This is a genomic window from Mucilaginibacter inviolabilis, from assembly GCF_011089895.1.
GTDB classification, from domain to species: domain Bacteria; phylum Bacteroidota; class Bacteroidia; order Sphingobacteriales; family Sphingobacteriaceae; genus Mucilaginibacter; species Mucilaginibacter inviolabilis.
The window spans coordinates 361275-385906 of record NZ_JAANAT010000004.1 but is presented as its reverse complement, the minus strand read 5'-3'; the positions used below and the strand labels follow the sequence as shown (position 1 = coordinate 385906).

Genomic DNA, 24632 nt, shown 5'->3' with positions numbered 1-24632 from the left:
CATTGTATAAAATAAAACACCTGTGCTATGAACTTAACAGACAGCTCAAAATTTCCACTGGTAGTTATTGTAGGCGGGGGCTTTGGTGGCCTCCAGGTAGCCAAGCACTTGAAGGATAAACCCGTGGAGGTTTTAATGCTCGATAAGCATAATTACCACACCTTTCAGCCGCTTTTGTACCAGGTGGCCACGGGCAGTCTCGAGTCGGAATCCATTGCGTTTTCGCTGCGTAAGAACTTTTCCAATCAAAAGAACTTCAGGTTCAGGATTGCCGAGGTAACCAAAGTAAATGCCGCAAAAAACACTATTGATACTACCATTGGCGAAATAGCTTATGATTACCTGGTGATAGCCACAGGATCGACAACCAACTTTTTTGGTAACAAGGATATCGAAAAGTTTTCGATGCCGATGAAATCTATCCCGGAGGCGCTTAACCTGCGATATTCTATTTTGCAAAATATTGAGGAAGCATTACTAAAACCTACTCCGGAAGAGCGGGCGCCTTATTTGACCTTCGTATTGGTAGGTGCTGGCCCAACCGGAGTAGAGCTATCAGGCGCATTGGCCGAATTACGCAACCATATCCTCGCCAAAGATTATCCCGAACTCAAAAAAGAGGACATGAAAGTATACCTGGTCGATTTTCTTCCGAAGGTATTAGGCCCTTTTTCTGAAGAAGCATCCGCCGCTACTAAGGATTTTCTGACCAAAATGGGCGTCGAAGTGCTTTTAGGTGTAAAAGTAGATAGTTATGATGGTGACGAAATCAAATTTGAAGGAGGCAAAACCATCCGCACCAAAACCGTGATCTGGAGTGCCGGTGTTATGGGGGTTATACCTGAAGGCATCGATCCCAATTTTATCGAACGTGGCAACAGGATCAGGACGGATAGCGTTTGCCGCGTAGTAGGCACCAGCAATATATTTGCCATTGGCGATGTGGCAGCTATGATAACCGATGAAACCCCAAAAGGTCATCCCGGTGTGGCACAAGTAGCCATACAAATGGGGCAGCATGTGGCTAAAACCATTGCCCAATTAATCAATCATGAGCCTACAGAGCCTTTCAATTATTTCGACAAGGGTTCATTAGCCACTATCGGTCGAAATAAAGCCGTTGCCGATTTGGGTAAAATAAAATTTCAGGGATTTTTTGCCTGGCTGGTGTGGCTATTCGTCCACCTGATATCGCTTTTAGGAGGTCGTAACAAGGTGATCGTGTTCATCAATTGGGTATCCAGCTATATTACGTATAACGGTGGTACAAGGCTTATTATCCGTAAGTTTGAACGAGAGGGACTTACTGAGGATGAACATTTGCCCAAAACGGTTGATTAATTTCTGAGTCTTAAGCCGAAAGTCATAAAGCCTTTAGATCAGGTTTAAAAATTCAAAAACTTCAGACTTAAAAACTAACTTTGGACTATAAACCTCAGATTTAGTATCAGAAATGAGCATAAAAATAACCGAGTGCCCTCGCGATGCCATGCAGGGCTTGCATGATTTTATACCTACCGACATCAAAGCGGTTTATATCAACCTTCTGTTACAGGTAGGTTTTGATACCATCGACTTTGGTAGCTTTGTATCTGCCAAAGCTATACCTCAACTACAGGACACTGCCGAGGTATTAAAAAAGCTGGATATGGGCAATACACGGTCAAAACTACTGGCTATTATTGCCAACTATCGAGGTGCAGAGGATGCGGTTAAACATGAAGAGATCACCTACCTCGGTTATCCATTTTCTATATCCGAGACTTTTCAGCTTCGAAATACCAATACTACACTGCCTCAGGCATTTGATAATGTAAAAAAGATCAATGAATTATGCCATACAAGTGGTAAAAAATTGCTGGTTTACCTGTCTATGGGTTTTGGCAATCCATATGGCGATGATTGGAACACCGGTATTATTGAACAATGGACAGAAAAACTGATTGAATTAGACATAAAAAACATAGCGCTTGCTGATACGATTGGTATTGCCGGGGCTGAACAGATTAGCGGTATTTATCCCGATTTATGTCGTAAATTCCCGGAAACAGAATTTGGTATCCACCTCCATTCCACACCTGATACCTGGCAACCCAAGATAGAGGCGGCCTATAAAAGTGGCTGTAAACGTTTCGACGTAGCATTAAAAGGTTATGGAGGCTGCCCGATGGCCTCAGATGACCTTACAGGCAATATCGCTTCCGAAAACCTAATTAGATATCTCCAATCACAAAACGAGCTCCTGGAGCTTGATTTGAACAAATTTCAGGAAGCGATGGATTATTCTGGAAAAGTATTTGGGTAAATGTGCAAATTTTAAATTTCAGATGCGCAGATGAACAGTATAAGGATATCATTTGCACATCCAGAATCAGCACATCTGCATATTAGCTAAGCCACAGCTTTAACTGTTTTGCTCATTTTTGTTTTTACGTTTTTATCAAAATTTTCCATTACCAGTACCGCTGCACCAATCAGCTCGGCGTCAAAACCAAGCTCAGATACCAATAATTCGGTGCCGCCGGCCAATCTAGGAATACAGTATTTGTGCAGGGCCTGTTGTATAGGTGCCATCAGTATTTTGGCTACTTTTGCTCCTCTTCCGCTTAGTACAATATTTGCCGGGTTCATGATGTGGATAAGAATGGCCAGAGCCTTCCCTATTTTATAACCTGCATCAGACAGTAGCTCAATGGCAAATTGATCACCATTATTGGCAGCTTCTAATACAGCATCACCCATCAATTTAGAGTGATCGTTATCATTACTGTTGTATTTTAAACTGGTAATACGCCCCTGCTGAATACCTGCAATGGCTTTTCGGGCCACAACCAGCATGGAGGCCTCTGCTTCCAGGCAACCGCGTTTGCCGCATTCGCAAAGTGCGCCATCCTCTGATAAAGGGATATGGCTCAACTCACCGGCAAAACCATTATATCCGCGAAATAGTTTACCATTCACAATCATCCCTAAGCCAATGCCCCAGCCCAGGTTAATCACCATAACCTCATTTTGCGATTTGGCTATCCCAAATTTTTGCTCGGCCAAAGCAATCAGACTCGAGTCGTTATCAATATAGGTGGTAATACCGGTTTTCGCGGTCAGATAAGCTGTAAGGCTTTCACCGCCAGCATCAAGATAAGTGTAATTGATACCTTCGGTAACGTTTATAAAGCCTGGCATACCAATACCCATACCAGCTATTTTTTCTTTCGCAATACCTGAGTTTTTAATATAACTATTGATCTCTGCAGTCAGTTTACCAAGGGCATCGGAATTGTTGAGCAACTTAAGTTCAAAAGTAACCATCTCTGCCACAGCATTGTTAAGCAGATCAAAAAGCTGTATGCGAGCCGTAAGCTGGTCAAGTGCTATAGCCAGAATATACATCGTATTGGCCTTTACCGAGTACATGAGCGGGCGGCGCCCCCCGCTTGAAGGAGCATAACCATCCTCCACAACAAAACCCTCATCCATTAATTCATTTACAGCTTTGGCTATTGACGGTATGCTTTTATCAAACAACTCGCTCAACCCTGCACATGACATCGCTTTATTAAAGTAAAGCGTTTTAATGATCATATTTTTTAGCCTACTGCCCTTTATACCTTTGTTCTCCAGTTCCATTCAATAATTTATAATTGGGTTTATAACAGGCAATGCCTTAGTGTTTTGAATTGTATAAAAATAAAAATAAAGTATTTAACCACAACTGTTATTATTACACTTAGCGGATACCTGTATAATTGACAAAATTAATGAAACAATTGCCTACAGTATGTAAAAAAAGATATTCTTTATAGTCTCTATTCTGATTGCTCAAAACCTTCCGAAATCATTCTACTTCACAATGGCTTTATTCGGTTTTGACGACCATTCATGCTGTACATTGGTCATAAGCAGTGCGTTGTCAAACCTTACCGAACCTTTCGGGAATATTGATTCATCCTCAAAATAGCTTGATCTTACCTGTTTTACTTCCAGGGCCTTTACCTCCCATTGATCAGTTTCAAGCAGCAAACCTTCATATTTGTTTCCATTTGGAGAATACCCGGTAGAACCCGCTTTAAAAAAATCCGATGCTGTTGCAAGATTATCAAAAACAGAATCCGGGTTAAAAGTATCCGATAACGTGGCATCTATGCTAATAAAGGCTCCATCCGAGCTTTCAAAGGCTACATGATAATTACCATCATGCTCATCAACATCAAACCGGGCCCTATGATGTTTTCCCGGGAACATCCGGCCACCGGCGAGTGTATTGAACAAAGACGAGGTATCCCGTCGTGGTATGTATACGCCCTCCATGGTTTGGCCCCCCTCCTGCCACTCCACAGCTATGCGGTGGGCTCCGTTCTCGGAACCAACACCCACAAAAGCGGGTAAACCTTTTGGCCGCACCTGCTTAAGCCTTATGAGGCATATCCCGGCGATAGCTTTGCCTCTTACAATTTTAGGGGTAAAGGGCGGAGGCACCATGGTCTGTGCTACATCCGGATCAATGGCAAAGTTAACCAGTATTCGACGGTCGATAATTCCGTTTATGGTGGGGATTTTCATCGTAAAAAACTTTTTAAACCTTTTATTTTAACACTTTTTCAGTCAAAAACAAGGCAAAAAGGCCTCGCTTTCGGCAGTTTTAACAGATTTTTAACGCCATTTTAACACTTTTTAACAAATTTTAGGCCTGTTTTGAAGAGTTTAAAAAGTACTAATATATTGATTTGCAAATGGCAACATACCAAATGATAGATTTTTTGAACCTGCTAGCCTCTTAACAGGACAGCCCTATATTCTCTTAAGAAGAATACAGGGCTGCTTTATTGTAAATATACCGAAAATTAACGGGAAGCAAAAATGAATTAGGGAAATGTTAGATATCAAAACTTGCCATCCCAAATAGCTTTTTCCTCATTTTTCCGCGATTTAAGTTTAGAATAAACCTCTACCCCTGCAGCATCATTCATCTCTTCTATTGAATTCATATCAGTTTCAAAACAATCATCAAAACTATCAATCCGCCACCTAACAAATCTTCCTCCCGGATTTAAATACGGTTTGGCATATTCGTCCTTTTGATCTCTCAGTTTTTGGTAGGCATCCTCGGCCGACCGTGCCTTGATGAGCACCAGTCTTTTTTCTATCTCCTGCTTTTTACGTGACAACCCTTCAATTTCAATAACCACGGTCATTTTCACGCAGAAAAACTTATCTTGTATTTTACTTTCGGCTTCAATTTTCGTGGCATGCTCAACAGATTCGATCCATATTGATCTAACGAGATCAAGTTTATCGAGCTTACTTAAAGCGGTATATTTCACTTTTGTTTTAAGCCCTGTTGGGCGTTTTTTTGTTCCGATAAGCTCATCATACTCAAACCAATTTAAATCGCTCAGTTTTTTAAATGCAGTTTTAAAACCTTCGTCTATCTTTTTCAACCTTTCCTTAGGTGTAAGGTCGATCAGTACTCTTTGATCTGGATAGGGGTATGAAAGCATAATCTTTAGATTCACCAGGCGCTTATCATTTTTAACGTTGCTATCTAAAACCCAATTTTCTAATCCATATACTTTTTTCATCGTTATAAAACCTATATCTCAAACCTAATAAAAAAAGCCCTTTGAAACTAAACTTCAAAGGGCACTATTAATATTTTCACTTTCTACCTTAGGCTTTAAGCTTTACTCCACTTCAAACTCCTTCTTCAGCTTAATATCAACCGACGAGCTGCCGATCATGACCATGAATTTACCAGGCTCAACCGTCCAGTTCATGTTTTTATCCAGTAGGGCCAGGTCGTCAGGGTGCAGGGTAAACTGTACCGTTTTCTTTTCGCCTGGTGCCAGGTTTATACGCTCAAAACCGCGCAAGTCATACTCATAGGTAGTTACGCTGCTCACTTCATCTTTAAGGTATAATTGTACCACCTCATCGCCTTTGCGGCTGCCGGTGTTGGTTACATCCACACTTACCTGAACATCGCCCTGTGAGTTTTCTTTCTCTGGCGATACCTGCAGGTTACTGTACTCAAACTTGGTATAGCTTAAACCGTAACCATAAGGATACAATGCGCCGTTCACGCTGGTTTTACCCCAGCTGTTTTCGCCGCCCTGGCTGGCCTGCGATGCTGGCTTAAACGGAAAGTTAAACTCAATTTGTCCTGTAGTTTTGGGAAATGTAATCGGTAGCCTGCCGCCGGGATTATTATCACCAAACAGGGTTTCGGCCACTACACGACCGCTTTCGGGGCCCGGGAACCAGGCTTCGAGTATAGCCGGTACAAATTTGTTTTCCCAGTTAACAGTAAGCGGTTGCCCGTTAATCATCACCATCACCACCGGTTTGCCGGTAGCCTGTAGCGCCTGGATCAGTTTTAACTGACGGCCAGGCAAATTTAAACCCGTGCGCGAAAGACTTTCACCCACCCTTTCAAAATCTTCACCAACCACAGCTATCACTACATCGGCCTGTTTAGCCTGTGTTACTGCGGAATCAATACTAGCTTGCTCCTGCGTGGTAAGGGGCGTTTCGATAATCTCACTTTCGGGCCAGGTAGCATCAACCACATTACAACCTTTGGCGTAAGTAACATTAACATCCTTACCTACATAGTTTTTAATACCATCCAGCACATTGGTAACCGGGTTATGCGACGGACCGTAACGGCTGGTAGCATAATTTTTTTCGGCAGCCAGCGGACCAGTTACCAGTATATTTTTCAGTTTGCTTTTATCCAAAGGCAACAGATCTCCCTGGTTTTTCAGCAACACCATCGACTCCCGATTCATTTGCAATGACATGGCATCATCGGCCGGGGTATGTACTTTTTTATCAGCCGATTTTGGATCTTTTACATATGGATCATCAAACAAACCCAGGCGGAATTTTACACGTAATACATCGCTTACTCTTAAATCAACTACTTTCATAGATAGTTTGTTCTCCTTGATCAGCTCCCGCAAAGGCATAATATAAGTTTGCGGCATGGTGAAGTTGGTACGCACATTCAATCCGGCCTCTACTGCTTGTCTTACAGCCTCCTTATAATCGCCGGCTACGTGGTGTTTGGAATACAGGTATTCTACAGCCTCGCTATCAGATACAACATAGCCATTGAAGCCAAATTTTTGGCGCAACAGCTCGGTTAAAAAATAATAGCTGCCGGTAATGGGCACACCATCCCAATCGTTATAACTGCTCATCACGCCCATAGGATGTGCTTCCTGAATTACCCGGCGAAATGGATATAAGTAGATCTGGTACATCTCGCGCGGGGCCACATGCGGATCGGTACGGGCGCTGCCATCACGACCACCTTTAGGTACGCTATACACCGCGAAATGTTTTAGGGTTGATGCTACGCCCTCTTCCTGGATACCCAGCACCATTTGTTTGCCCAGTTCGGCAATGTGGAAAGGGTTTTCGCCATAGCACTCCACTACACGGCCCCAGCGCTGGTCGCGCGCAGGATCAAGGATGGGAGCGTAAACATTGGTATATCCTAAAGCTTTGGCTTCGCGGCCAACAGTCTGTCCGGCACGACGCACCAGTTGTTTATCAAAAGTACTGCCGATAGATATGGGGGCTGGTAAAGACGTAGCACGATCGTGATTCAGTCCGTGAATGCCCTCGTTGGTAAAATCAACCGGGATACCCAAACGGGTTTCTTCTACAAACCATTTCTGGATGGTATTGATAGCCGAAGCGTGTTTGCTGTAAGGGAACGAGTATTGCGTGTATGCCCTATCCGTGGTGGAAACCAAATTGTTCAGTTCCTCATCAATGTTGGCGATACCATCCTTCCAAACTTCATTTTTCCATGATGCGGCGGGCATCTCTTCCTTTAAAACCCGTTTGTAGCCATATAAAGTGGCCATCTGGCAGGTTTTTTCTTCAACGGTCATCTGGCTTAGCAGGTCGGCTACACGCTTATCAACAGTTTGCGACGGGTCTTCAAAAACGTCCATTTTGCCGTTCTTGTTAAAATCAACCCAACCTTTGTGGTAAATATTTTTTTCTTGTGCCGATGCGGATAGCGCCAGTCCTACTATCAGCGCCGAAGCCATGCTTGCGCGTGGCAGGGAGTACTTTTTTCTCATGCAGATATAATAATTGCGGTTAGTACTCCAAATATATGTTTTAAGAACCTGGTTGGCTTAAACGCCTGTTATAGAAATTACGAAAACGATTGCGGAGGGGGGATATTTATCATAAATGGCCTGTCATCCTGAGCTTGTCGAAGGACGTGCGCAAAGGCCCTGCCCACCATACTTCGACGGGGCTCAGTATGACACAGGACAGGTCAGTGCGCTAATTGACTCACCCCGTCTACGCTTTGCTGGCCGCCCCTCTCTTCGCCTGCGGCGGAAAGAGGAGACTTAATTTTGTCATCCTGAGGAACGAAGGATCTATTCTACAATTGAAAAGTTTAATAACAGATGCTTCACTCCGTTCAGCATGACAAAATATTTTCCCATCCCCTCTTTCCGCCGCAGGCGAAGAGAGGGATGGCAAGCGAAGCAATGCCAGGGTGAGTCGATTATCGCTTCAAATACTTCGTAAAAAACCCCACTGCCAAACTATCAACTTTCAAATGCACCTGATGTCTGTTTACGCTTGTGTCATCCGTAAAATAAGTTGGGGCTTGTTTCTTCACATCGTCAATGGCCTCCTGCAACATTACATAATGGCCGGTTTTGCCTGGGTTTACATAGTATTGAGAACCTTTGATAAGCTGATGGTAGCGCAGGGCATTGGTTTTTACCGGGGCAATGCTGTCACCTTGCGAGCCTACGATATAAACAGGCCCAGCGATGTCACGATCAGAAACAAAACCCGGACCTAATGCCGGTGAAATGGCGAAGAAAGCCTTGATCCGCTTATCATACAAGGGTGGAGGATTTTTGGCTACGGCCAGCAGATCTTTATCGTCCAGCTATTTGTTTATACCGGGAAATTCAGGTACGTTAATTTCGTTTCTTCCGATGGTTTTATAATAATTGAGCAACGACAGAAAATCAAACTTTCCTCCAGCCAATGCCATAGCCGTATAACCACCGAATGAAAAGCCAGCCATCCCAATTTTATCGGGATTGATCACAGCCTTCAAATCCGGTTGATTAAGCAAACAACTGATGACAAAGCTGATATCCTGCGGGCGTTCCCAGGGCTTTAAAAACTCAAGCGGGATCTTATGATCATAGGTGTTGCCCCAATGATCAACGGCAGCCACTATGAAACCCATTTGTACCAAAGCATCAGCCAGCCATTCCAGCGAAAGACGGCTACCTCCTGTGCCATGCGAGATCATGATGAGCGGGAGTTTACCTGTCGGGAGTTTCCCATCACGTACGGTTTGAACACGCGTAAATGGCGAAAATGCCTTGTCGCTTTGTTTTAAAGTATCTATTGTGGGGTACCAAATTTCGGTGGTTAAGGGGCGGTTACGTTTTTCGTCCTTAAAATGAAGGGTGCGCTCACCTATACGTGTTTGCGCGCAAATGGTATGATGAAACAGGGCAATGATGAGCGTAATATAAATGGAGCGGTGCATACGGTTATATGATTTAGAAACAAAGCAAGCTAATAACCATTGCAAAAAAATTGACAATAGTCAATAAATCATTTTTTTGATTTGAGACGGCTCAGTGTTTCCTGCGATATGCCCAGGTAATCGGCAATAATTTTGCCTGGCAATCTTTGTATCAGTCCGGGTTGTGTTTGCATCAGGATGTTGTAGCGATCCTTGGCATCCAGGGTTATCAGGCTTTCAATACGCTCTATAGAGGCTATATAATCCTGCTCCAGGCCCAGGCGGATCATGGTTTCCCAGCCGGGTATTTCCCTCATTAGCATCTGCGAATCCTGTCGGCTGATCATGAATAACTCCGAAGCTTCCATGCTCTGTATAGCCGCTACCGATGGCTTTTGCTGTACAAAACTGGGGAAGGCTGTACCGAAGTGATCTTCAAATATCAAAAACCGCGTCCACTCGCTACCATCATCCTTGGTTAAAAAAACGCGGAGACAACCCTTCACTACAAAAAACAAATACCGGGCAACGTTCCCTTTTTCAAGCAGTATCTCCCCACGTTTGGCCAGCCTGGGTTTATAACAGCGATTTACGAGTTGTTCCTGTTCGGCAGTAAGGATGATTTTTCCTTCGATTTGTTTTTGTAACGCGGGGTGCATTAGGCTAACATAAGCATTATTTATTTGCTGCTCAAGTGTGGTTTAAGCGAGAGAAATTAAAAACCTATTAGTCTAATTGTTAAGCAATTGTAATTATCAGAACATCATTAAACTATTTATTATTATATCCGTCTAAATAAATAAACTCACTTAAACTTATTACCCAATGAAAATCCTGAATCTCCTTTGCGCGTTTATGGTAATTGCCGGTCTCGGTATGAATAAAAGCCAGGCACAAACCAAACAACCTGCTTCTATTACCTTTAAAAGCGCGGCCAACTTACCTTATCCACTTACCTGGACTACCAGCGTTACCGATGGCACCTATATTTATACCATATCGGGCTATAGAGGGCTAGGTAGTTTTTCATCCGAAGTGTTAAAGTACGACCCTCAATTAAACAAATGGTCTGTACTGGCAGATATAGGTGGCACTAAAATACAAACCTCTGCTGCTTACGTGCCGGCTACCGGGAAAATTTACATTATGGGTGGCATTAGCGGTTTAGGTGGATCACGTATTGCAAGTCAGATATTTCAAGGGATACAAACCGTAGATGTTAAAACCGGGAAGGTAGAAAACCTGCATATTTTAAACCCAATGGCCAGTACCTATGGCAGCGCGGTTGAATGGAACAACAAAATATACCTTTTTGGTGGAACCATGGATAAAAAGCATACCTTAAATTCCCTGTATGAGTTTGACCCGCTGACTGCAAAATTCACACAGTTGGCCGGTATGCCCGAGAGCCTGCAAGCCGCCGGAGCGGTAGTTGATGGCGTGATATATACCTTTGGTGGTTTTGATGCCTTTATAGGCCGTCAATCCTATAGTATCAATGCTTATGATATTAAAAGCAATACCTGGAAAAAAATGGGTAAACTGCCTGAGTTTTTGTCGGCCAATAGTGTTTCGGCCTGCGGCGATAAGATATTTGTAATTGGAGGTTATGACGATGAAGATTTTATAGGGTACTATGACACCAAAACCAATCAGTTTGTAAAACTCAAATCGAACATGGAGCGGCGCCGGGCCACAGCATCGGCAGTGTATAATAATTACCTGTTTATTTTTGGTGGCCTAACCCGTTTTAAAGCTTTCAGAAATTCAACATTGCAAACCACGCAAGTGGCCAATTTGGAGCCTTTTTTGAACAATAGCGCGAGTAAGTAATTAAAGGATAAAGAATAAAAAAAGCATATTATTGATCAATAACACGCTTTTTTTATTAACGTAATAAATCCTGGTATATAGCGTAATTCTCGTCGTCAAAACAAACAAATGTTACCAATTGGATACCATCATTCCCGGCTAAAAATTGCTTTACAGTATTGACAGCTATTTCTGCTGCCTTTTGCTTGGGAAAATGATAAATTCCGGTACTGATATTAGGGAAAGCAATAGTTGCGACATTGTTTTGTACTGCCAGATTCAGACTGTTTAAGTAAGCCGATGCCAACAGTTCTTCCTCGCCGCTATTCCCCTTATTATAAACAGGCCCAACGGTATGGATCACATATGTGGCCGGTAAATTCCCGGCTGTTGTGATTACAGCTTCGCCAGTTTTGCAACCACCCTGCCTGTTTCGGATCTGAACACACTCTTCCAATATAGCTTTTCCCCCGACACGATGTATAGCACCGTCAACGCCGCCGCCGCCTAATAAAGAGGTGTTAGCTGCATTTACTATAGCGTCTGATTTAACCTTAGTAATATCACCCTTGATCAGTGTAATACGGCTATTATTCATGGTGCAAATATACTACTCTGCCGCTTCTTCGCCTTTGGTACCCAGCTTTACGATATCGCCTTTTTGAAATAAGATGGCTTGCAGGGTGGTACGCCACACCGGCTTTTTGCGCAGTAGGAATTCCAGATCCATACCAAAATGTTTAAACTCTTCCTGTTGAGCATTTTGCATAATGGCTTTTGCCGCCTTGTCGGTTTCAACAGAAATCCGTTGCTCGTACCAGTTGATGGCTTCGGCCTCTTCGGTTAAGGATACGATCATCCGCGCAAAAGTCCTGGTTTCGGCGGATAATTCATTGGCTGGTTCGTGATATTGATCAAATGACATAATATTTTTTTATTTTAAAAGGCTTGGCATATCGCATTTGTTTCGATATAACGATATTTAGAAAGGATACAGATTAAACCAGGATACCCTTATTGCTGTTGATACACCCGATGAACATGATTAAATTGTACGACTTTTAAATTCAGGTAGCCATTAAAATATAACATTAATGAGTCACGAGGAGCACGACAAAAAAACCAAAGAGGATATTCAACAGGCTATCGATAAATATGGATGGTTTGTAGCTTTATTAGAGGCCGATACTGCCACACCTGCCTTTGCTTACACTATTGGGCTATGGAAAAAATACCGTCAGCCAGAAATCATTTGTTTTGGCTTGTCAACCAGCACCATGCACGAACTATTAAATGATGCAGGAGAGGCAATCAAAAAGGAAGGTTCAATAATATTGGATGTAGATGATCTTAATTATTTAGATAACTACCCCGTAATGTTTAAAACTGTGGAAACGGAAAACATTCGGGATTACCTGGGCTATGCACGATGGTATTATGACTATAAAGATTTCCCGGTCATTCAGTTATTCTGGCCAGATAAACAGAGCATTTATCCTTGGCAGAATGGCTATAGTAAAGCTTTTGAATTTAGCCAGCCCCTGTTATACCAAAAGCTGGATTTTAAATTTTTTGAACCCCGCAATGTTTGCACCTTTACAGTAAAGCAGATTGTTAATGGAGAAAAACCAATACTGTATGTTGTTCACGACGAAGATGATGGTTCCTGGCAATTTTTAACCGGTGATGAGCTTTCCATGGATGACTCAAAGGTGGTTGCCCTAAGCCAAATCACACAGCTTGACCCTAGTGTAAATGAACTTTTCGATATGCCTACCGGGCAAAGTGCTACAAGAAAATTTATTGGCGATAAATGGATAAGGGAATCTACTAACGAATAAATTGCAATTAAGGTCATTGCTCATGAAACAGGAAGAACCATTAATAGCGCAGCCCGCCATCAGATTGGCCTGGAAAAAATACCGGCATTTATGGAAGGCAGCAGAGGTACCGGCCAAACAACTGCTTTTAAAAGAAGGCGATATAAGTCGTAAAGCCTTTTTAATTGAAAAGGGCTGTGTCCGCACCTGGTTTTATCATGACGGTAAAGAAATCAGTTTCCAATTCTTTTTTGAGGGCGATGTAGTTTCATCTCCGCAAAGCATGCGTAAACATATCCCAAGTCCGTTCAGTATCGAAACACTGGAACCTTGCACCATACGCTGGCTGGATGCGGCCGACATGGAAAAGGTACGAAAAGACCCTGTACTATACCAATTCATCATTGAACAAGCCGGCGATAAGCAAGCTGAGTTTATGCAGCATTTTTTCTCGTACTTAAAAGATAGTCCTACCCAGCGCTACGAAAACCTGTTACGGCAAAAACCCGAGGTGATCAAACGCGTTCCTTTGCAGCACATAGCCTCTTATCTCGGTATTACGCAGGTGTCCCTGAGCCGTATCCGTAATAAAATTAAGTGACCTGGTATTATTTATCTTTTGTTAAATGATACACCAAAAAAACTTCTGAATTTTAACATGTTAAATAGTTTAAATCATGAGTTTAGTAAAAATAATCCCCAAGATCATTTATAAAGATGTGCAGACCGGCGTAAACCTTTTCCTGGCACTTGGCTTTGAAACCAAATATTCTGAAGAAGGATTTTACATTATGGTCCGCGATGGCGTTACCATTTATTTAGTAGCCAGTGAAGAAGATTTCTATGTACATGACCGCCCGGAAATGAGGATAGTTACCGACGATATTGAAGGATTTTATGCCGAGGTAAGCTCCAAACATCCGGAAATATTGCACCCCAATTTAAAGGTAATCAAAAATCAGCCCTGGGGTTTAAAAGAATTTGCCGTGCTCGACGAAACAACCGTTTGTATTATTATTCAACAGGCTATTTAACTATGAACAACATTTCAAAAGATAGAGATTACAGCAGTATTAGCCCATCGGCACGATCATTATTATTGCTGAAAGGCTTTACGGATATTCCTTTTGCCTTGGAGGCTGCAAAATTGATCAGTCGGCCCAATCATTACAGGCCCGATTTCAGTATCAAGGATCTTACCTTTTGGGCGCGATTATTACACTTTGAATCAAGGTATAAAAGCATTAACCAATTATTGACGAATTTGCTGGTTCAGAATATTTTGGAGATATCTTCCGGGTTTTCGTTCCGCGGATTAAGCTCGGTATTAAATAAGGAGCTTTATTATATTGATACCGATCTGCCGGAGGTAATTACTACCAAGTTAGGTCTGCTGGACGATCTGCTGCCCCATGATGCCATCCCCCGTGGCGAACTGGAGACTTTAGCCCTCAATGCGCTCGATGAAGCTGCCTTTACATCCATAACCAATCATTTCCCAAAAGGCGAACTGGTAATTGTAAACGAGGGGTTGCTGGTTTACTTGGACACCGACGAAAAAAGAAAACTATGCAGCAACATCCGCAAGGTACTCCGGCAACGTGGCGGTTACTGGATCACGGCAGATATCTATGTTAAATCCCCAAACCGGCTTCCAGACCTTCAGATGAACGATAAACTACAGGAGTTTTTCCGGGAGCACCGTATTGAGGAAAACAAATTCAACAGTTTTGAAGAAGCCGAAGCTTTCTTTACATCAGAAGGTTTCATCATCGACAAAGAGGCTGAAGCAGAGCACCAAAACTCCGGCGCGCTAAAATATCTTCTGGCAAACGCCACCCAGGAACAATTGGAAAATATGCGCCGCGTGGGGCGAATCCGTGCATCGTGGCGTTTAAAACTGGCTGATTAATTTTTTATTATTAAACCAAATTATAAATTGCAGGTCATACCAATAATACCATATTACTGCTATAGTATGGTATTATTATTTATAAACCCTGCTTATGAAAAAATTAGTCCTTATCATCACTGCTATTGCCTTTATTATTGTATCCTGTAAAAAAGACAATAGTTCTTCAGTCGTAAAAACCCAGGAAGATCCTAACTGGATCAAACTGGAAATACCTAATGGTAATGCAGCTTATGCTGTTGCCGGCAATATTGACGGCACTCTGTTGGTTACTACCAAAGCCAAAGCTTATTTTACTACAGACCAGGGCAAAACCTGGCAGGAATCGAAAAACTTCAACGGCCCTATACAAGGTTTATATGCCAGCAAGGATACCGTATTGGCACTATTAGCTACCGGCGGGCTGGAATTGGAAGGTACCCTGAAAGCTTCGATAGCACAATTCTATACCCTTGATATGGGCAAAAGCTGGAACCGTTATTTAGATTACCAACGGGCACAAAAGATCAGCAAACCCATTGGTATTGTGCAGTCGGCGCAAAACAAAGTAACCTACGAGCTGAAATATAATACCAAGCCTGCTTCGGCTAATAGCAATGCTTATGTCCATGGGCCAACAACCATATTAAAGGATGGCCAAAGTATCAACCTTCCGTTTCAAGTCCGGATCGAAAACTTGTATATGGATAGTAACGATCGCCTGTACGTAGCCGCATCCGGTAATATTTACAACCAGGAAAAAGGTGACTTTATCTACAACGGAGATAATACTTCTGCCGTGATTTATGTGTCGCGCAAAGCGTTACCGTAGTTGGTACTGATTGCCCTTAATTTCTGACTTTAACTTCCAAAGGTGTTACATTCCTGAAAGCATATGGATCGATATCGCTGATGCTTACTTTCATAACATCCTGGGTATTTTTGATGGTAACGTTCAGACTGCCATCTGGATTAAGTGGTACGCTAACGTAATGTTTACCATCGGCCTGTGCAGGAGTTGCACTTCCTTTTAACAAATTTACGGTTAAAGCTACCGCAATAATGGTTAATACAATTTTGGTATACAGATCTGTTTTCATAGCTATATTGCTTTAAGTTTTAGATTGAGAGCAATATAATTAAAATCATATTATTTCGGTAAATAATAACCAACACTTGTCATTTCGAACGGAGAGAGAAATCTTATACGAGCAGTGTCCTCACGTAAAAGATTTTTCGCTGCGCTCAAGAGGTAGCTTCTCCTCGCACCTTGTCGAAATGATAAATTGCGATTATCTTATTCACCCAGCCTCGTGTTTTTTAATCTTAATAAACACCAGCTTTGAGGTGGGCGTATTGCTTTTCTCAGCTACACTGTCTATGGGTATCAGCACATTGGCTTCGGGGTAGTAGGTTGCCGTGTTTCTTTCGGGGATATTGTAGGGAACTACCACAAACAGATGGGCTACTCGCTCTACACCTCCATGATAGTTAAACAGATCAACCTTCTCGCCCGATTTAAAGCCAGCTTTGCGCATATCCTGCTCGTTCATGAATATTACCCGGCGCTCGTTATGGATGCCGCGATAACGATCGTCAAGACCATATAAAGTGGTATTAAACTGGTCGTGACTGCGGATGGTACCCATACGATACTCATCAGCGGCAATATCATGTTGTGGTAGCTCTGTGATAGCAAAGCCTATCCTGGTTCCATTGGTTTTATTTTCAAATTTACCTGTGCGTGGGGCATTGGGCAGGTAAAAGCCTGCCGGGATACGTACACGCTGATTATAATCTTCAAAACCGGGTATTACTTTGGCAATAGCATCGCGCACCGCATCATAGCTCCCGGCGTATTTGTCCCAATCAACCACAGAGCGATTGCCTAAGGTAGCCTTAGCCAGGTTACAAACAATCTGGTTTTCATTCATCAGATTGTCTGATATGGGTTTCAGCATCCCTTTTGACATTTGTACCACGCCCATCGAATTTTCGCAGGTGATGAATTGTGCTTCGCCGTTGATCTCATCTTTATCACTGCGCGCGAGTGTAGGTAATATCAAAGCCTCTTCGCCATGTACCAGGTGACTGCGATTAAGCTTAGTAGATACATGTACCGACATTTCCAGCTTGCGCATAGCCTCGGCAGTATAAAGCGTATCCGGCGTAGCCGAAAGAAAGTTACCGCCCATGGCAAAAAACACTTTTAACTTACCTTCGTGCATGGCCTGTATCGATTCCACCACATCATAACCATGTTCGCGCGGCGACTCAAAGCCAAAAACTTCTTTCAGTTTATCCAGTTGTTTGGGCGATGGTTTATCATATATCAGCATGGTACGGTTGCCCTGTACATTGCTATGCCCTCTTACCGGACACAGGCCTGCACCGGGTTTGCCGATGGCGCCTTTTAACGCGCATAGGTTAACGATCTCTTTAATGGTATCCACGCCGTTTTTATGCTGAGTGATCCCCATGGCCCAGCATACAATAACGCGGCTTTTATCTTTGAGCATATCCGCAGCCTGCTTAATCTGGGTTAAAGGCACACCGGCTTCAAGCGCCAGTTCATCCAGATCGTACTGGCTTAAATTGGTTAAAAAAGCCCCATAGCCTTCGGTGCTATTTTGGATGAATTCATGATCAAATACCCTGCCCGGGTTTTCCAGCTCGGCTTGATACAGCAACTTCTCTATAGCTTTGAGCAAGGCCATATCGCCGTTTATTTTTACCTGCAGGTAAAGATCGGCCAGGTGCGAATCGATCCCCAAGATGCCTTTAACGGTTTGCGGGTTTTTAAAACCCATCAACCCAGCCTCGTGTAGTGGGTTTATGGCGATGATCTTTGCTCCTCTCCTTTTACCTTTTTGTAAAGCGCTGAGCATCCTCGGGTGATTGGTTCCCGGATTTTGCCCCATAATAATGATCACATCGGTATCGTAAAAATCATCCAGGGTAACGGTTCCTTTCCCTATCCCAATGGTTTCGGTAAGAGCCACTCCGCTTGATTCATGACACATGTTGGAACAATCGGGCAGGTTATTGGTACCATACTCACGCACAAACAACTGGTAGGTAAAGGAGGCCTCGTTACTGGTGCGGCCAGAAGTATAAAATGCCGCCTCATTGGGCGATGCCAGGCTATTGAGCTTGTCGCCTATCTTTTTAAAGGCATCATCCCAGCTGATGGGCTGATAATGAGTAGCGCCTTTGGGCAGATAAACAGGTTGGGCGATGCGTCCCTTCTTTCCTATTTCATAATCATTCAATTTAGCCAGATCGAAAACGGAGTTTTGAGCAAAGAAATCGGCAGTCAGCTTTTTAGTAGTAGCTTCCTCGGCCAGGGCTTTGGCGCCGTTCTCGCAATATTCTGCAACCGGCGAGCGGTCATCATCAGGGTCGGGCCAGGCGCAGCCAGAGCAGTCAAAACCGTCTTTCTTGTTCATTTTAAACAAGCCTTCCATACCGCGTACAAAACCAGCTTCCTGTATAATATCAACCATGGCGACTTTTACCGCAGGGATACCCGCCGCCCAATGTTTTTGTTCGGTAATTTTCAGATCCAGCAGTTTCTCAGGATTTTCGGCTGCCGGTTGTTCCTGCTCTTTCTTGCTCATATCTTTTTTACCGCTAAAGGATTGGGATAATTATCGCTCTGATCTTCGGCTACATCATCCAAACAGGTAAAATCTTTTTCAACCAGCAGATACAGATTTCCATGTGTGCCTTCAAAACCTACTTTGTCGGTATCGGCAAACTCCTGTATCAGTGCTTTAGGCACATATATGGTGATGGCATCATCCCTAAAAGTGGCAGATAGCTGTTCGTCATCCACTACCCGTAAGGCGTAAAGCAGCTGTTTACTGCCAAAATCAACCGCCTCTTGTAGGTAACCTTTTTCTGCAAGCCTGGAAGTATCAGTGCGTGTAAGCCTGTATCTTAATGAATTGCCTTTAATACGTATCTTCATAACGGGGTATCTGTACGCGGTGTGCCGCGGTATATACATTAAAACGCTCATCGCGCAAAAAGCCAATGAGGGTGATGTTAAATTCCTGGGCCAGCTGCACGGCCAGGCTTGATGGTGCGCCAACCGACGCAATAATGTTGATGCCTGCCATGGCTGCTTTTTGTATCAATTCAAAACTTGCCCGGCCACTTAACAATAATATGGTTTGCCGCAGCGGCAGCCAGTTATAGTTTAATGCCGCACCAATAAGTTTATCCAATGCATTATGCCGGCCAACATCTTCGCGCAATAACAATAACTCGCCCATAGTAGTAAATAAGGCCGAAGCATGCAATCCGCCGGTATCTTCAAATATCCGCTGGTGTTTGCGAAGTATTACGGGCAGCTGGTATAAAACAGGGGATTGTATAGTATCGCTATCCCCGGACTCAATAGCAAAGCTGCTTACCGTGCGGATGGCATCAATAGAACCTTTTCCGCAAACTCCGCAGCTGGAGGTAGTATAAAAGTTTCGTTCGGTATTCTGCAAATGGGGTACCACGCCGGCCACCAGGCTTACCTGTATCACATTCTCCTTATTTTCGGCACAGGCAATAAAACAATGCTCCGTTTGCGCAATATCCTCCGGATTTTTAATGATACCCTCGGTAAATAAAAAACCGTTGGCCAGCTCGGCATCATGACCGGGGGTACGCATGGTAACCGAGATATTCTGCACCCGCCTTTGTCCCTCTGGCCCATGCTCCAGCCTGATCTCCAGGGGTTCTTCAATGGCCAGCACATCGACAGCAGAAGCTACTTCGGCAGCATTTACCTTAATAACCCGGGTTTTATGTGTAGAATTGGCAGCCATACATCAAATATACAATTTACGCGGCGGCTTTGTTTCTTTTTGGATTTTCGGAACAAGGACTTTTGGAACAAGGAACAAGGATCTTTGGAGCAAGGACAGAACGAAAAATAAATATGAGTTGATAAGCAATCCTTGTTACTTGCGCCTTTTATCCTTAATCAAAGAGCTGCCTGTTCCCAAATTCTCAAATTCAAAGATCTTTGCTTCCCAAATCCCTAATCCAAAAAGCCCTTACTTCCTAAGGTTAGCAGAGTAGAGTCTAACTTATTCATATATTTAAGTCGCCTAAAGAGTGGCATTTTTGATTTAAGAATTATGGCACTTTCACCCAAAACCCAAAGAACTTTTTTTATCATATTGAATTTAATACTTGCCTACAATTTATCGTGCCTAATAATATATTCCATTAATTTTGTTATTAAACTCATTTCAGATGTAGACCTTCTGGAATTAAAAACCGTCCCTGTTATTATTATTGGGTCGCTCTTGTTTATAGGTTCTTTATACCCCTGTTATAAAATCACAAACAGATTTTTATTATTCGTAAATAGAAGAAATAAAAATTCAAACTGAGACACTACCCTATTTCCTTTGTTAACTATTTTGCCTTAATTTTGAGTATGAAGATCAATGTGCTGGCATTTGGCGTGGCAAAGGAGATATTTGGAAATTCGCAGGTTAGCCTGGAATTGACAAACGATGCCACTATTTATAATTTAAAATACCTGCTGGAACAGCAATATCCGCGATTGAAGCAGCTGGCATCATACATGGTGGCAGTAAACAACGAATATGCCCTACCTGGCGATACCATACATGAACGTGACGAAATTGCCATTATACCACCGGTAAGCGGAGGATGATTTTGGGGACTTTTAGAATAAAGTTTTTTGGAACAAGGATTAAGGATTGAAAAATAAAAATACGCGTGGACAAAAAGTCTTTTTTCTTTTATCCAAAAATCCTTGATCAAAAAAGTCCTTACTCTTTGCTCCTTTTATCCTTACTCAACAAAAAATCTTTAATCAAATAAAAACATGTCTATCAGGAAAGCCACCTTAGCCGATCATCCGGCGATATCTAAATTATTGGAACAACTAGGCTACCCGGGAACCGAGAGTTATTTACCACAGAACCTGGAGGTGATGCTCAGTCAATCGTTATCAACAGTACTGGTTTATGAACTGGATGGTGCAGTGGCCGGATTTATCGCTTTTGATTTTATCCCACAGCTAACCACCCGTGGTGATTATGCCCGGATAAGCTGTTTTGCTGTTGATGAAAACATACGCAGCAAGGGCATAGGCAATGCGCTCGAAGAGCATTTTACTCAATTAGCTACCGAAAGAAAGTGTGACCGGATAGAAGTTCATTGTCATTCGCGCAGGGTTGATGCCCATCGTTTCTATGAACGCCAGGGTTATACTGAATCTCCAAAATATTTTGTAAAAATGCTGCATCATGAGTAACACCCAGATCCTGCTTTCGGCCGAAACACTGAACATTCAATCCTGTATTGATTGGATCATGTCGCCGGAATCCGGGGGAATAGATGTGTTTATTGGAACAGTGCGTAATGCCACCAAAGGCAAACCGGTACTGAAGCTTGATTTTGAGGCTTATGAGCCCATGGCCATCAGCGAAATGGAAAAGATAGCCCGACAAGCCTTTGAAAAATGGCCGGTACAAAGGATATTGATCCATCACCGTACAGGTACTTTACAGGTTGGCGAAGTACCGGTGATCATTGCCGTATCGGCAGCCCATCGAGATGCCGCTTTTGAAGCCTGTCGGCATATCATCGATACCCTGAAACAAACCGTACCCATCTGGAAAAAAGAAGCATTTGAAGATGGAGAGGTTTGGGTGGCGGCACATCCCTGAGGATTTGGGATTTCGGATGTTCGATTTATTTAATAAAAGTCTGTCATTCTGAGCGAAGCGAAGAATCTATTATGCGTTGTGCAAGTTTTAAGAATAGATCCTTCGCTTCGCTCAGAATGACAAATGATAAATTCATGCTTCAGACAAAATCCGAAATCGAACATCCGAATTCCCAAATCAAAAAATCACTTCCCCAGATATGCTCTCACCCCCCCCTCCAATGAAAAAATATTAGCATCAGGAATGCGTTTCAGGATCAGTTTTACTGCTTCCTCGCTCCGGTTACCGGTTGCACAGTAGAGTACTTTGGTTTTGGGATCGGTAAAGTAGGCCAGGTAGCCCTCCAATTCATCAAGAGGGATATGCGTACCTCCGATATCAAATGCATCACGTTCCTGTTCGGTACGTACGTCGACCAGGTCGATAGAATCATCATCCATATGTTCTTTCAATTCCAGTGCCGATATCAGGGGAATAGTTATCGTTGCAGCCAGGCTTCGCACCGGTGTTTTTGATGTAGCACCAATTTTGATGATACGGCTCTGCATACTTTGCGCATCGAATATCAATATTTTACCAACCAGCAGGTCGCCGGTTCTGGTGATGTATTTGATCACTTCATTGGCCTGCATACAACCGATGATACCAGCCAGCGTGGGTATTACACCACCTTCGGTGCAATTAGGGATCTGGGTAGGATCAACCTTGGGGAAAAGGTCGCGGTAATTGGGCGACCGGGTATTTTCATCATAAACCAGGTTCCAAACAGCTACTTGTCCTTCAAACTGATAAATGGCGCCATAAACCAGGGGCTTGCCGGTCATTACGCAGGCGTCATTCAGCAAATAGCGGGTTTCAAAGTTATCCGTACCATCAATTACAATATCATAATGCTGTATAATACCCAGAACGTTATCTGAATTGATCTTTTCGGTATGAGGAACCAGTTTTGTGTCCGGATTTTGTTCCTGCAAGCGCTTTACGGCAACAGCTACCTTATTTTGGCCAATATCAGATGGTGAATACAGTATTTGCCGGTGCAGGTTACTGGCAGATACCACGTCATAATCTGCAATACCTAAAGTACCTACCCCACTTGAAGTTAAGTATTGGGCAGCCGGGCAGCCCAAACCGCCGGCACCTACTATCAGTACCCGGGCTTGTTGCAATAGTATTTGTGTCTGCTCACTAAAACCGGGCAGGGCCATTTGGCAACTGTATCTTAAAATATCAGGAGTCATTAGTTTGTAGCTGTTTTTTGGTGAAGGACCCTTTTTACTTTTTCCAGCTCATCAGGAGTATTTACATTAGTCAACGCTTCGGGATCTGGTGCATTGAGCAAATTGATCTCGCTATTGATGAGCACCTTGCGCGGGCACGAATATCCCTGCGCTAAAAATGACAGTAGCACCGGGTAACTTTTAGGTTCCCATATGGCAACCAATGGTTCGGGAAAATTAGTTACCGGGCTATGATAAGCTGTTGCCACTGACGAGCTGTTTCGCCAGGCAGCAAGGTTACGCAGGGTGGCTTCATCCATCAATGGCAAGTCGCAGGCTATCACCAGCCAGGCATTATCGGGTCTTTCGCGAAAGGCCGACAAAATAGCCCCAAATGGACCAAGACCGGTAAAAGTATCTTCCAAAACGGGATATTCGACGTCGGCTTCATTATTATGTTGCCCGGGCCTGCGGGAAATAAAAACCTCGTTGCAAAATGACTTCAGCATATCGGCCATGTAGAACCGTTGAGGCTTACCATGCCAGTTCACATTACCCTTGTCAAAGCCCATTCGCTCGCTTTTACCGCCGGCCAACACTAGCCCGTTTAAAACCGGACGTGACAGCTTTAGGTTGGTATCAAAAAAACTGATGATCCGTTCCCTGTCTGATAGCCGGTAAACAGGTATATCCTGCCAATGAGGGATGGCTTCCTGTATAAAATCAAATATCTCCTCGCTGTTATCGGCCAGCAAAAACAATTGTACGTTAGTTAACTGCTCCACCCTTCTTTGTAATGAAGCCTTTTTATTGATATCAATGATCACTACCTGCGCTTTGGCCAATTGATGGTTGCCATTGACCAGCACCAGATCGGCATTGGCAAATTGCTGCTTAAGCTGATAAGGCCAAATGGGGTTCTGAAAATTAAACTGCTGATAATTGATCTGATCGGTATAATCCAGCATAGCTCCGTTGGTTAGTCTGCCGGGCACCAGGGTAATATCATCATTATGCGATGTATCGGCATAGGCACATTTGTACACAGTAGATAGTGCCCCGATCACATCGTGCGCCAGCAATTTGATGACTGTACATGGCCCACCTACAATAGACCATTCGTTACGACCGAAGTTACCAGAAGTTGGTTTGGCCAGTTTAGCGTGTTTTTTATGCTCGTTTAAAGTCACGTTTACCTCCTGTTTTTGCTATCAGTTTGGTTTCTTTAATTACAATATCATGGCTCATGGCCTTGCACATGTCATAAATAGTGAGTGCTGCTATAGATGCACCAACCAGAGCCTCCATCTCAATACCAGTTTTAGCGGTGATGCTGGCGGTACAATCAATCACAATCTCCTGCTGTTCATTAACCTGTATAACGATGTTACAGTTATCCATACCCAGGGGATGGCAAAGCGGTATCAGGTCGCCGGTTTTTTTAGCGGCCATAATACCGGCAATGATAGCCGTTTGAAAAACCGGACCTTTCTTGCTCACTAGATCGCCATTGGTTAAATGTTGCAATACTTCAGCAGGCAAAACAACCACACTGCGCGCCGTGGCTGTGCGGTGGGTAACCTGCTTCTCACTTACATCAACCATTAATGGGTTGCCTTGTTTATCTAAATGGCTTAACATTATATA

The 24632-nt window shown here is 43.3% G+C and carries 27 protein-coding genes; 11 read left to right on the top strand and 16 right to left on the bottom strand.

What is annotated here, in order from left to right; translation table 11 throughout:
* Nucleotides 1-27 precede the first annotated feature (27 nt).
* Together G7092_RS25215 and G7092_RS25210 are read left to right on the top strand one after the other, a co-directional pair.
* Nucleotides 28-1341 carry an NAD(P)/FAD-dependent oxidoreductase gene (locus G7092_RS25215; RefSeq protein WP_166093927.1) on the top strand — a complete coding sequence of 438 codons (1314 nt, stop codon included), beginning with the start codon at nt 28-30 and terminating at the stop codon, nt 1339-1341.
* Between the two features lie 112 nt (nt 1342-1453).
* Nucleotides 1454-2305, top strand: a complete 852-nt coding sequence (locus G7092_RS25210; protein WP_166093925.1) for a hydroxymethylglutaryl-CoA lyase-like TIM-barrel protein — start codon at nt 1454-1456, stop codon at nt 2303-2305.
* 86 nt (nt 2306-2391) lie between these two features.
* On the opposite strand, the gene G7092_RS25205 is transcribed toward G7092_RS25210, so the two are convergent.
* The 7 genes from G7092_RS25205 to G7092_RS25175 form a co-directional block, all read right to left on the bottom strand.
* Entirely contained in the window at nt 2392-3627 is a 1236-nt protein-coding gene (locus G7092_RS25205) for an ROK family transcriptional regulator (RefSeq protein WP_166093922.1), read from the bottom strand.
* Between the two features lie 213 nt (nt 3628-3840).
* Entirely contained in the window at nt 3841-4560 is a 720-nt protein-coding gene (locus G7092_RS25200) for a DUF2071 domain-containing protein (protein WP_166093921.1), read from the bottom strand.
* 320 nt (nt 4561-4880) lie between these two features.
* Nucleotides 4881-5579 carry a DUF4288 domain-containing protein gene (locus G7092_RS25195; protein ID WP_166093919.1) on the bottom strand — a complete coding sequence of 233 codons (699 nt, stop codon included), beginning with the start codon at nt 5577-5579 and terminating at the stop codon, nt 4881-4883.
* 102 nt (nt 5580-5681) lie between these two features.
* Nucleotides 5682-8099, bottom strand: coding sequence for a glycoside hydrolase family 3 N-terminal domain-containing protein (locus tag G7092_RS25190; protein WP_166093916.1), 2418 nt, complete (start codon nt 8097-8099; stop codon nt 5682-5684).
* Between the two features lie 440 nt (nt 8100-8539).
* A complete protein-coding gene (locus G7092_RS25185; protein WP_166093914.1) occupies nt 8540-8890 on the bottom strand; it encodes an alpha/beta hydrolase in 351 nt (116 codons plus the stop codon).
* Between the two features lie 45 nt (nt 8891-8935).
* Nucleotides 8936-9553, bottom strand: a complete 618-nt coding sequence (locus G7092_RS25180) for an alpha/beta hydrolase family protein (RefSeq protein ID WP_166093911.1) — start codon at nt 9551-9553, stop codon at nt 8936-8938.
* A 68-nt stretch (nt 9554-9621) separates the two neighbouring features.
* Entirely contained in the window at nt 9622-10191 is a 570-nt protein-coding gene (locus tag G7092_RS25175; protein WP_166093909.1) for a Crp/Fnr family transcriptional regulator, read from the bottom strand.
* A 166-nt stretch (nt 10192-10357) separates the two neighbouring features.
* Here G7092_RS25175 and G7092_RS25170 point away from each other — a divergent pair, with 166 nt between their 5' ends.
* The gene (locus tag G7092_RS25170) at nt 10358-11365 is read left to right on the top strand and encodes a Kelch repeat-containing protein (RefSeq protein WP_166093908.1); all 1008 of its coding nucleotides are present in this window, start codon (nt 10358-10360) and stop codon (nt 11363-11365) included.
* 55 nt (nt 11366-11420) lie between these two features.
* On the opposite strand, the gene G7092_RS25165 is transcribed toward G7092_RS25170, so the two are convergent.
* Together G7092_RS25165 and G7092_RS25160 are read right to left on the bottom strand one after the other, a co-directional pair.
* A complete protein-coding gene (locus G7092_RS25165; RefSeq protein ID WP_166093905.1) occupies nt 11421-11942 on the bottom strand; it encodes an O-acetyl-ADP-ribose deacetylase in 522 nt (173 codons plus the stop codon).
* Nucleotides 11943-11954: 12 nt separating this feature from the next.
* Complete coding sequence (locus tag G7092_RS25160) at nt 11955-12269, bottom strand: ferritin family protein (RefSeq protein WP_166093903.1); 315 nt, start codon at nt 12267-12269, stop codon at nt 11955-11957.
* 169 nt (nt 12270-12438) lie between these two features.
* Between G7092_RS25160 and G7092_RS25155 the strand changes: the two genes are divergently transcribed.
* The 5 genes from G7092_RS25155 (at nt 12439) to G7092_RS25135 (ending at nt 15887) form a co-directional block, all read left to right on the top strand.
* Nucleotides 12439-13185 (top strand): DUF4262 domain-containing protein, encoded by a 747-nt coding sequence (locus tag G7092_RS25155; RefSeq protein WP_166093901.1) that lies wholly within the window; start codon nt 12439-12441, stop codon nt 13183-13185.
* Between the two features lie 22 nt (nt 13186-13207).
* Nucleotides 13208-13765: a Crp/Fnr family transcriptional regulator gene (locus G7092_RS25150; protein WP_166093899.1), complete on the top strand. Its 558-nt coding sequence runs from the start codon at nt 13208-13210 to the stop codon at nt 13763-13765.
* Between the two features lie 76 nt (nt 13766-13841).
* On the top strand, nt 13842-14198 hold the full coding sequence (locus tag G7092_RS25145; RefSeq protein ID WP_166093896.1) for a VOC family protein: 357 nt from the start codon (nt 13842-13844) through the stop codon (nt 14196-14198).
* Between the two features lie 2 nt (nt 14199-14200).
* Entirely contained in the window at nt 14201-15076 is an 876-nt protein-coding gene (locus G7092_RS25140; protein WP_166093893.1) for a hypothetical protein, read from the top strand.
* Nucleotides 15077-15170: 94 nt separating this feature from the next.
* Nucleotides 15171-15887 (top strand): beta propeller repeat protein, encoded by a 717-nt coding sequence (locus G7092_RS25135; protein ID WP_166093891.1) that lies wholly within the window; start codon nt 15171-15173, stop codon nt 15885-15887.
* Nucleotides 15888-15903: 16 nt separating this feature from the next.
* Here the strand turns inward: G7092_RS25135 and G7092_RS25130 are convergent, their stop codons facing one another.
* From G7092_RS25130 to fdhD, 4 genes are all read right to left on the bottom strand, one after another.
* Complete coding sequence (locus G7092_RS25130) at nt 15904-16155, bottom strand: hypothetical protein (protein ID WP_090464790.1); 252 nt, start codon at nt 16153-16155, stop codon at nt 15904-15906.
* A 201-nt stretch (nt 16156-16356) separates the two neighbouring features.
* The gene (locus G7092_RS25125) at nt 16357-18675 is read right to left on the bottom strand and encodes an FdhF/YdeP family oxidoreductase (RefSeq protein WP_166093888.1); all 2319 of its coding nucleotides are present in this window, start codon (nt 18673-18675) and stop codon (nt 16357-16359) included.
* Complete coding sequence (locus tag G7092_RS25120; RefSeq protein ID WP_166093886.1) at nt 18672-19028, bottom strand: DUF7009 family protein; 357 nt, start codon at nt 19026-19028, stop codon at nt 18672-18674. Before G7092_RS25120 ends, G7092_RS25125 begins: the two co-directional genes overlap by 4 nt.
* Entirely contained in the window at nt 19012-19881 is an 870-nt protein-coding gene (gene fdhD, locus G7092_RS25115; RefSeq protein ID WP_166093884.1) for a formate dehydrogenase accessory sulfurtransferase FdhD, read from the bottom strand. Before fdhD ends, G7092_RS25120 begins: the two co-directional genes overlap by 17 nt.
* Before the next feature lie 620 nt (nt 19882-20501).
* On the opposite strand from fdhD, the gene G7092_RS25110 reads away from it, so the two are divergent.
* From G7092_RS25110 to G7092_RS25100, 3 genes are all read left to right on the top strand, one after another.
* Complete coding sequence (locus tag G7092_RS25110; RefSeq protein WP_076373395.1) at nt 20502-20744, top strand: MoaD/ThiS family protein; 243 nt, start codon at nt 20502-20504, stop codon at nt 20742-20744.
* A gap of 174 nt (nt 20745-20918) precedes the next feature.
* Nucleotides 20919-21350, top strand: coding sequence for a GNAT family N-acetyltransferase (locus tag G7092_RS25105; RefSeq protein WP_166093881.1), 432 nt, complete (start codon nt 20919-20921; stop codon nt 21348-21350).
* Nucleotides 21343-21765, top strand: a complete 423-nt coding sequence (locus G7092_RS25100; protein ID WP_166093879.1) for a molybdenum cofactor biosynthesis protein MoaE — start codon at nt 21343-21345, stop codon at nt 21763-21765. Before G7092_RS25105 ends, G7092_RS25100 begins: the two co-directional genes overlap by 8 nt.
* Nucleotides 21766-21950: 185 nt before the next feature.
* On the opposite strand, the gene G7092_RS25095 is transcribed toward G7092_RS25100, so the two are convergent.
* From G7092_RS25095 to moaC, 3 genes are read right to left on the bottom strand one after another with little or no spacing between them, the layout of a single operon-like run.
* Complete coding sequence (locus G7092_RS25095) at nt 21951-23006, bottom strand: HesA/MoeB/ThiF family protein (protein WP_166093877.1); 1056 nt, start codon at nt 23004-23006, stop codon at nt 21951-21953.
* Entirely contained in the window at nt 23006-24175 is a 1170-nt protein-coding gene (locus G7092_RS30850) for an NTP transferase domain-containing protein (protein WP_202985414.1), read from the bottom strand. The genes G7092_RS25095 and G7092_RS30850 overlap by 1 nt, the downstream gene beginning before the upstream one ends.
* The gene (gene moaC / locus G7092_RS25085) at nt 24156-24626 is read right to left on the bottom strand and encodes a cyclic pyranopterin monophosphate synthase MoaC (protein WP_166093875.1); all 471 of its coding nucleotides are present in this window, start codon (nt 24624-24626) and stop codon (nt 24156-24158) included. Before moaC ends, G7092_RS30850 begins: the two co-directional genes overlap by 20 nt.
* Between the last annotated feature and the right edge of the window lie 6 nt (nt 24627-24632).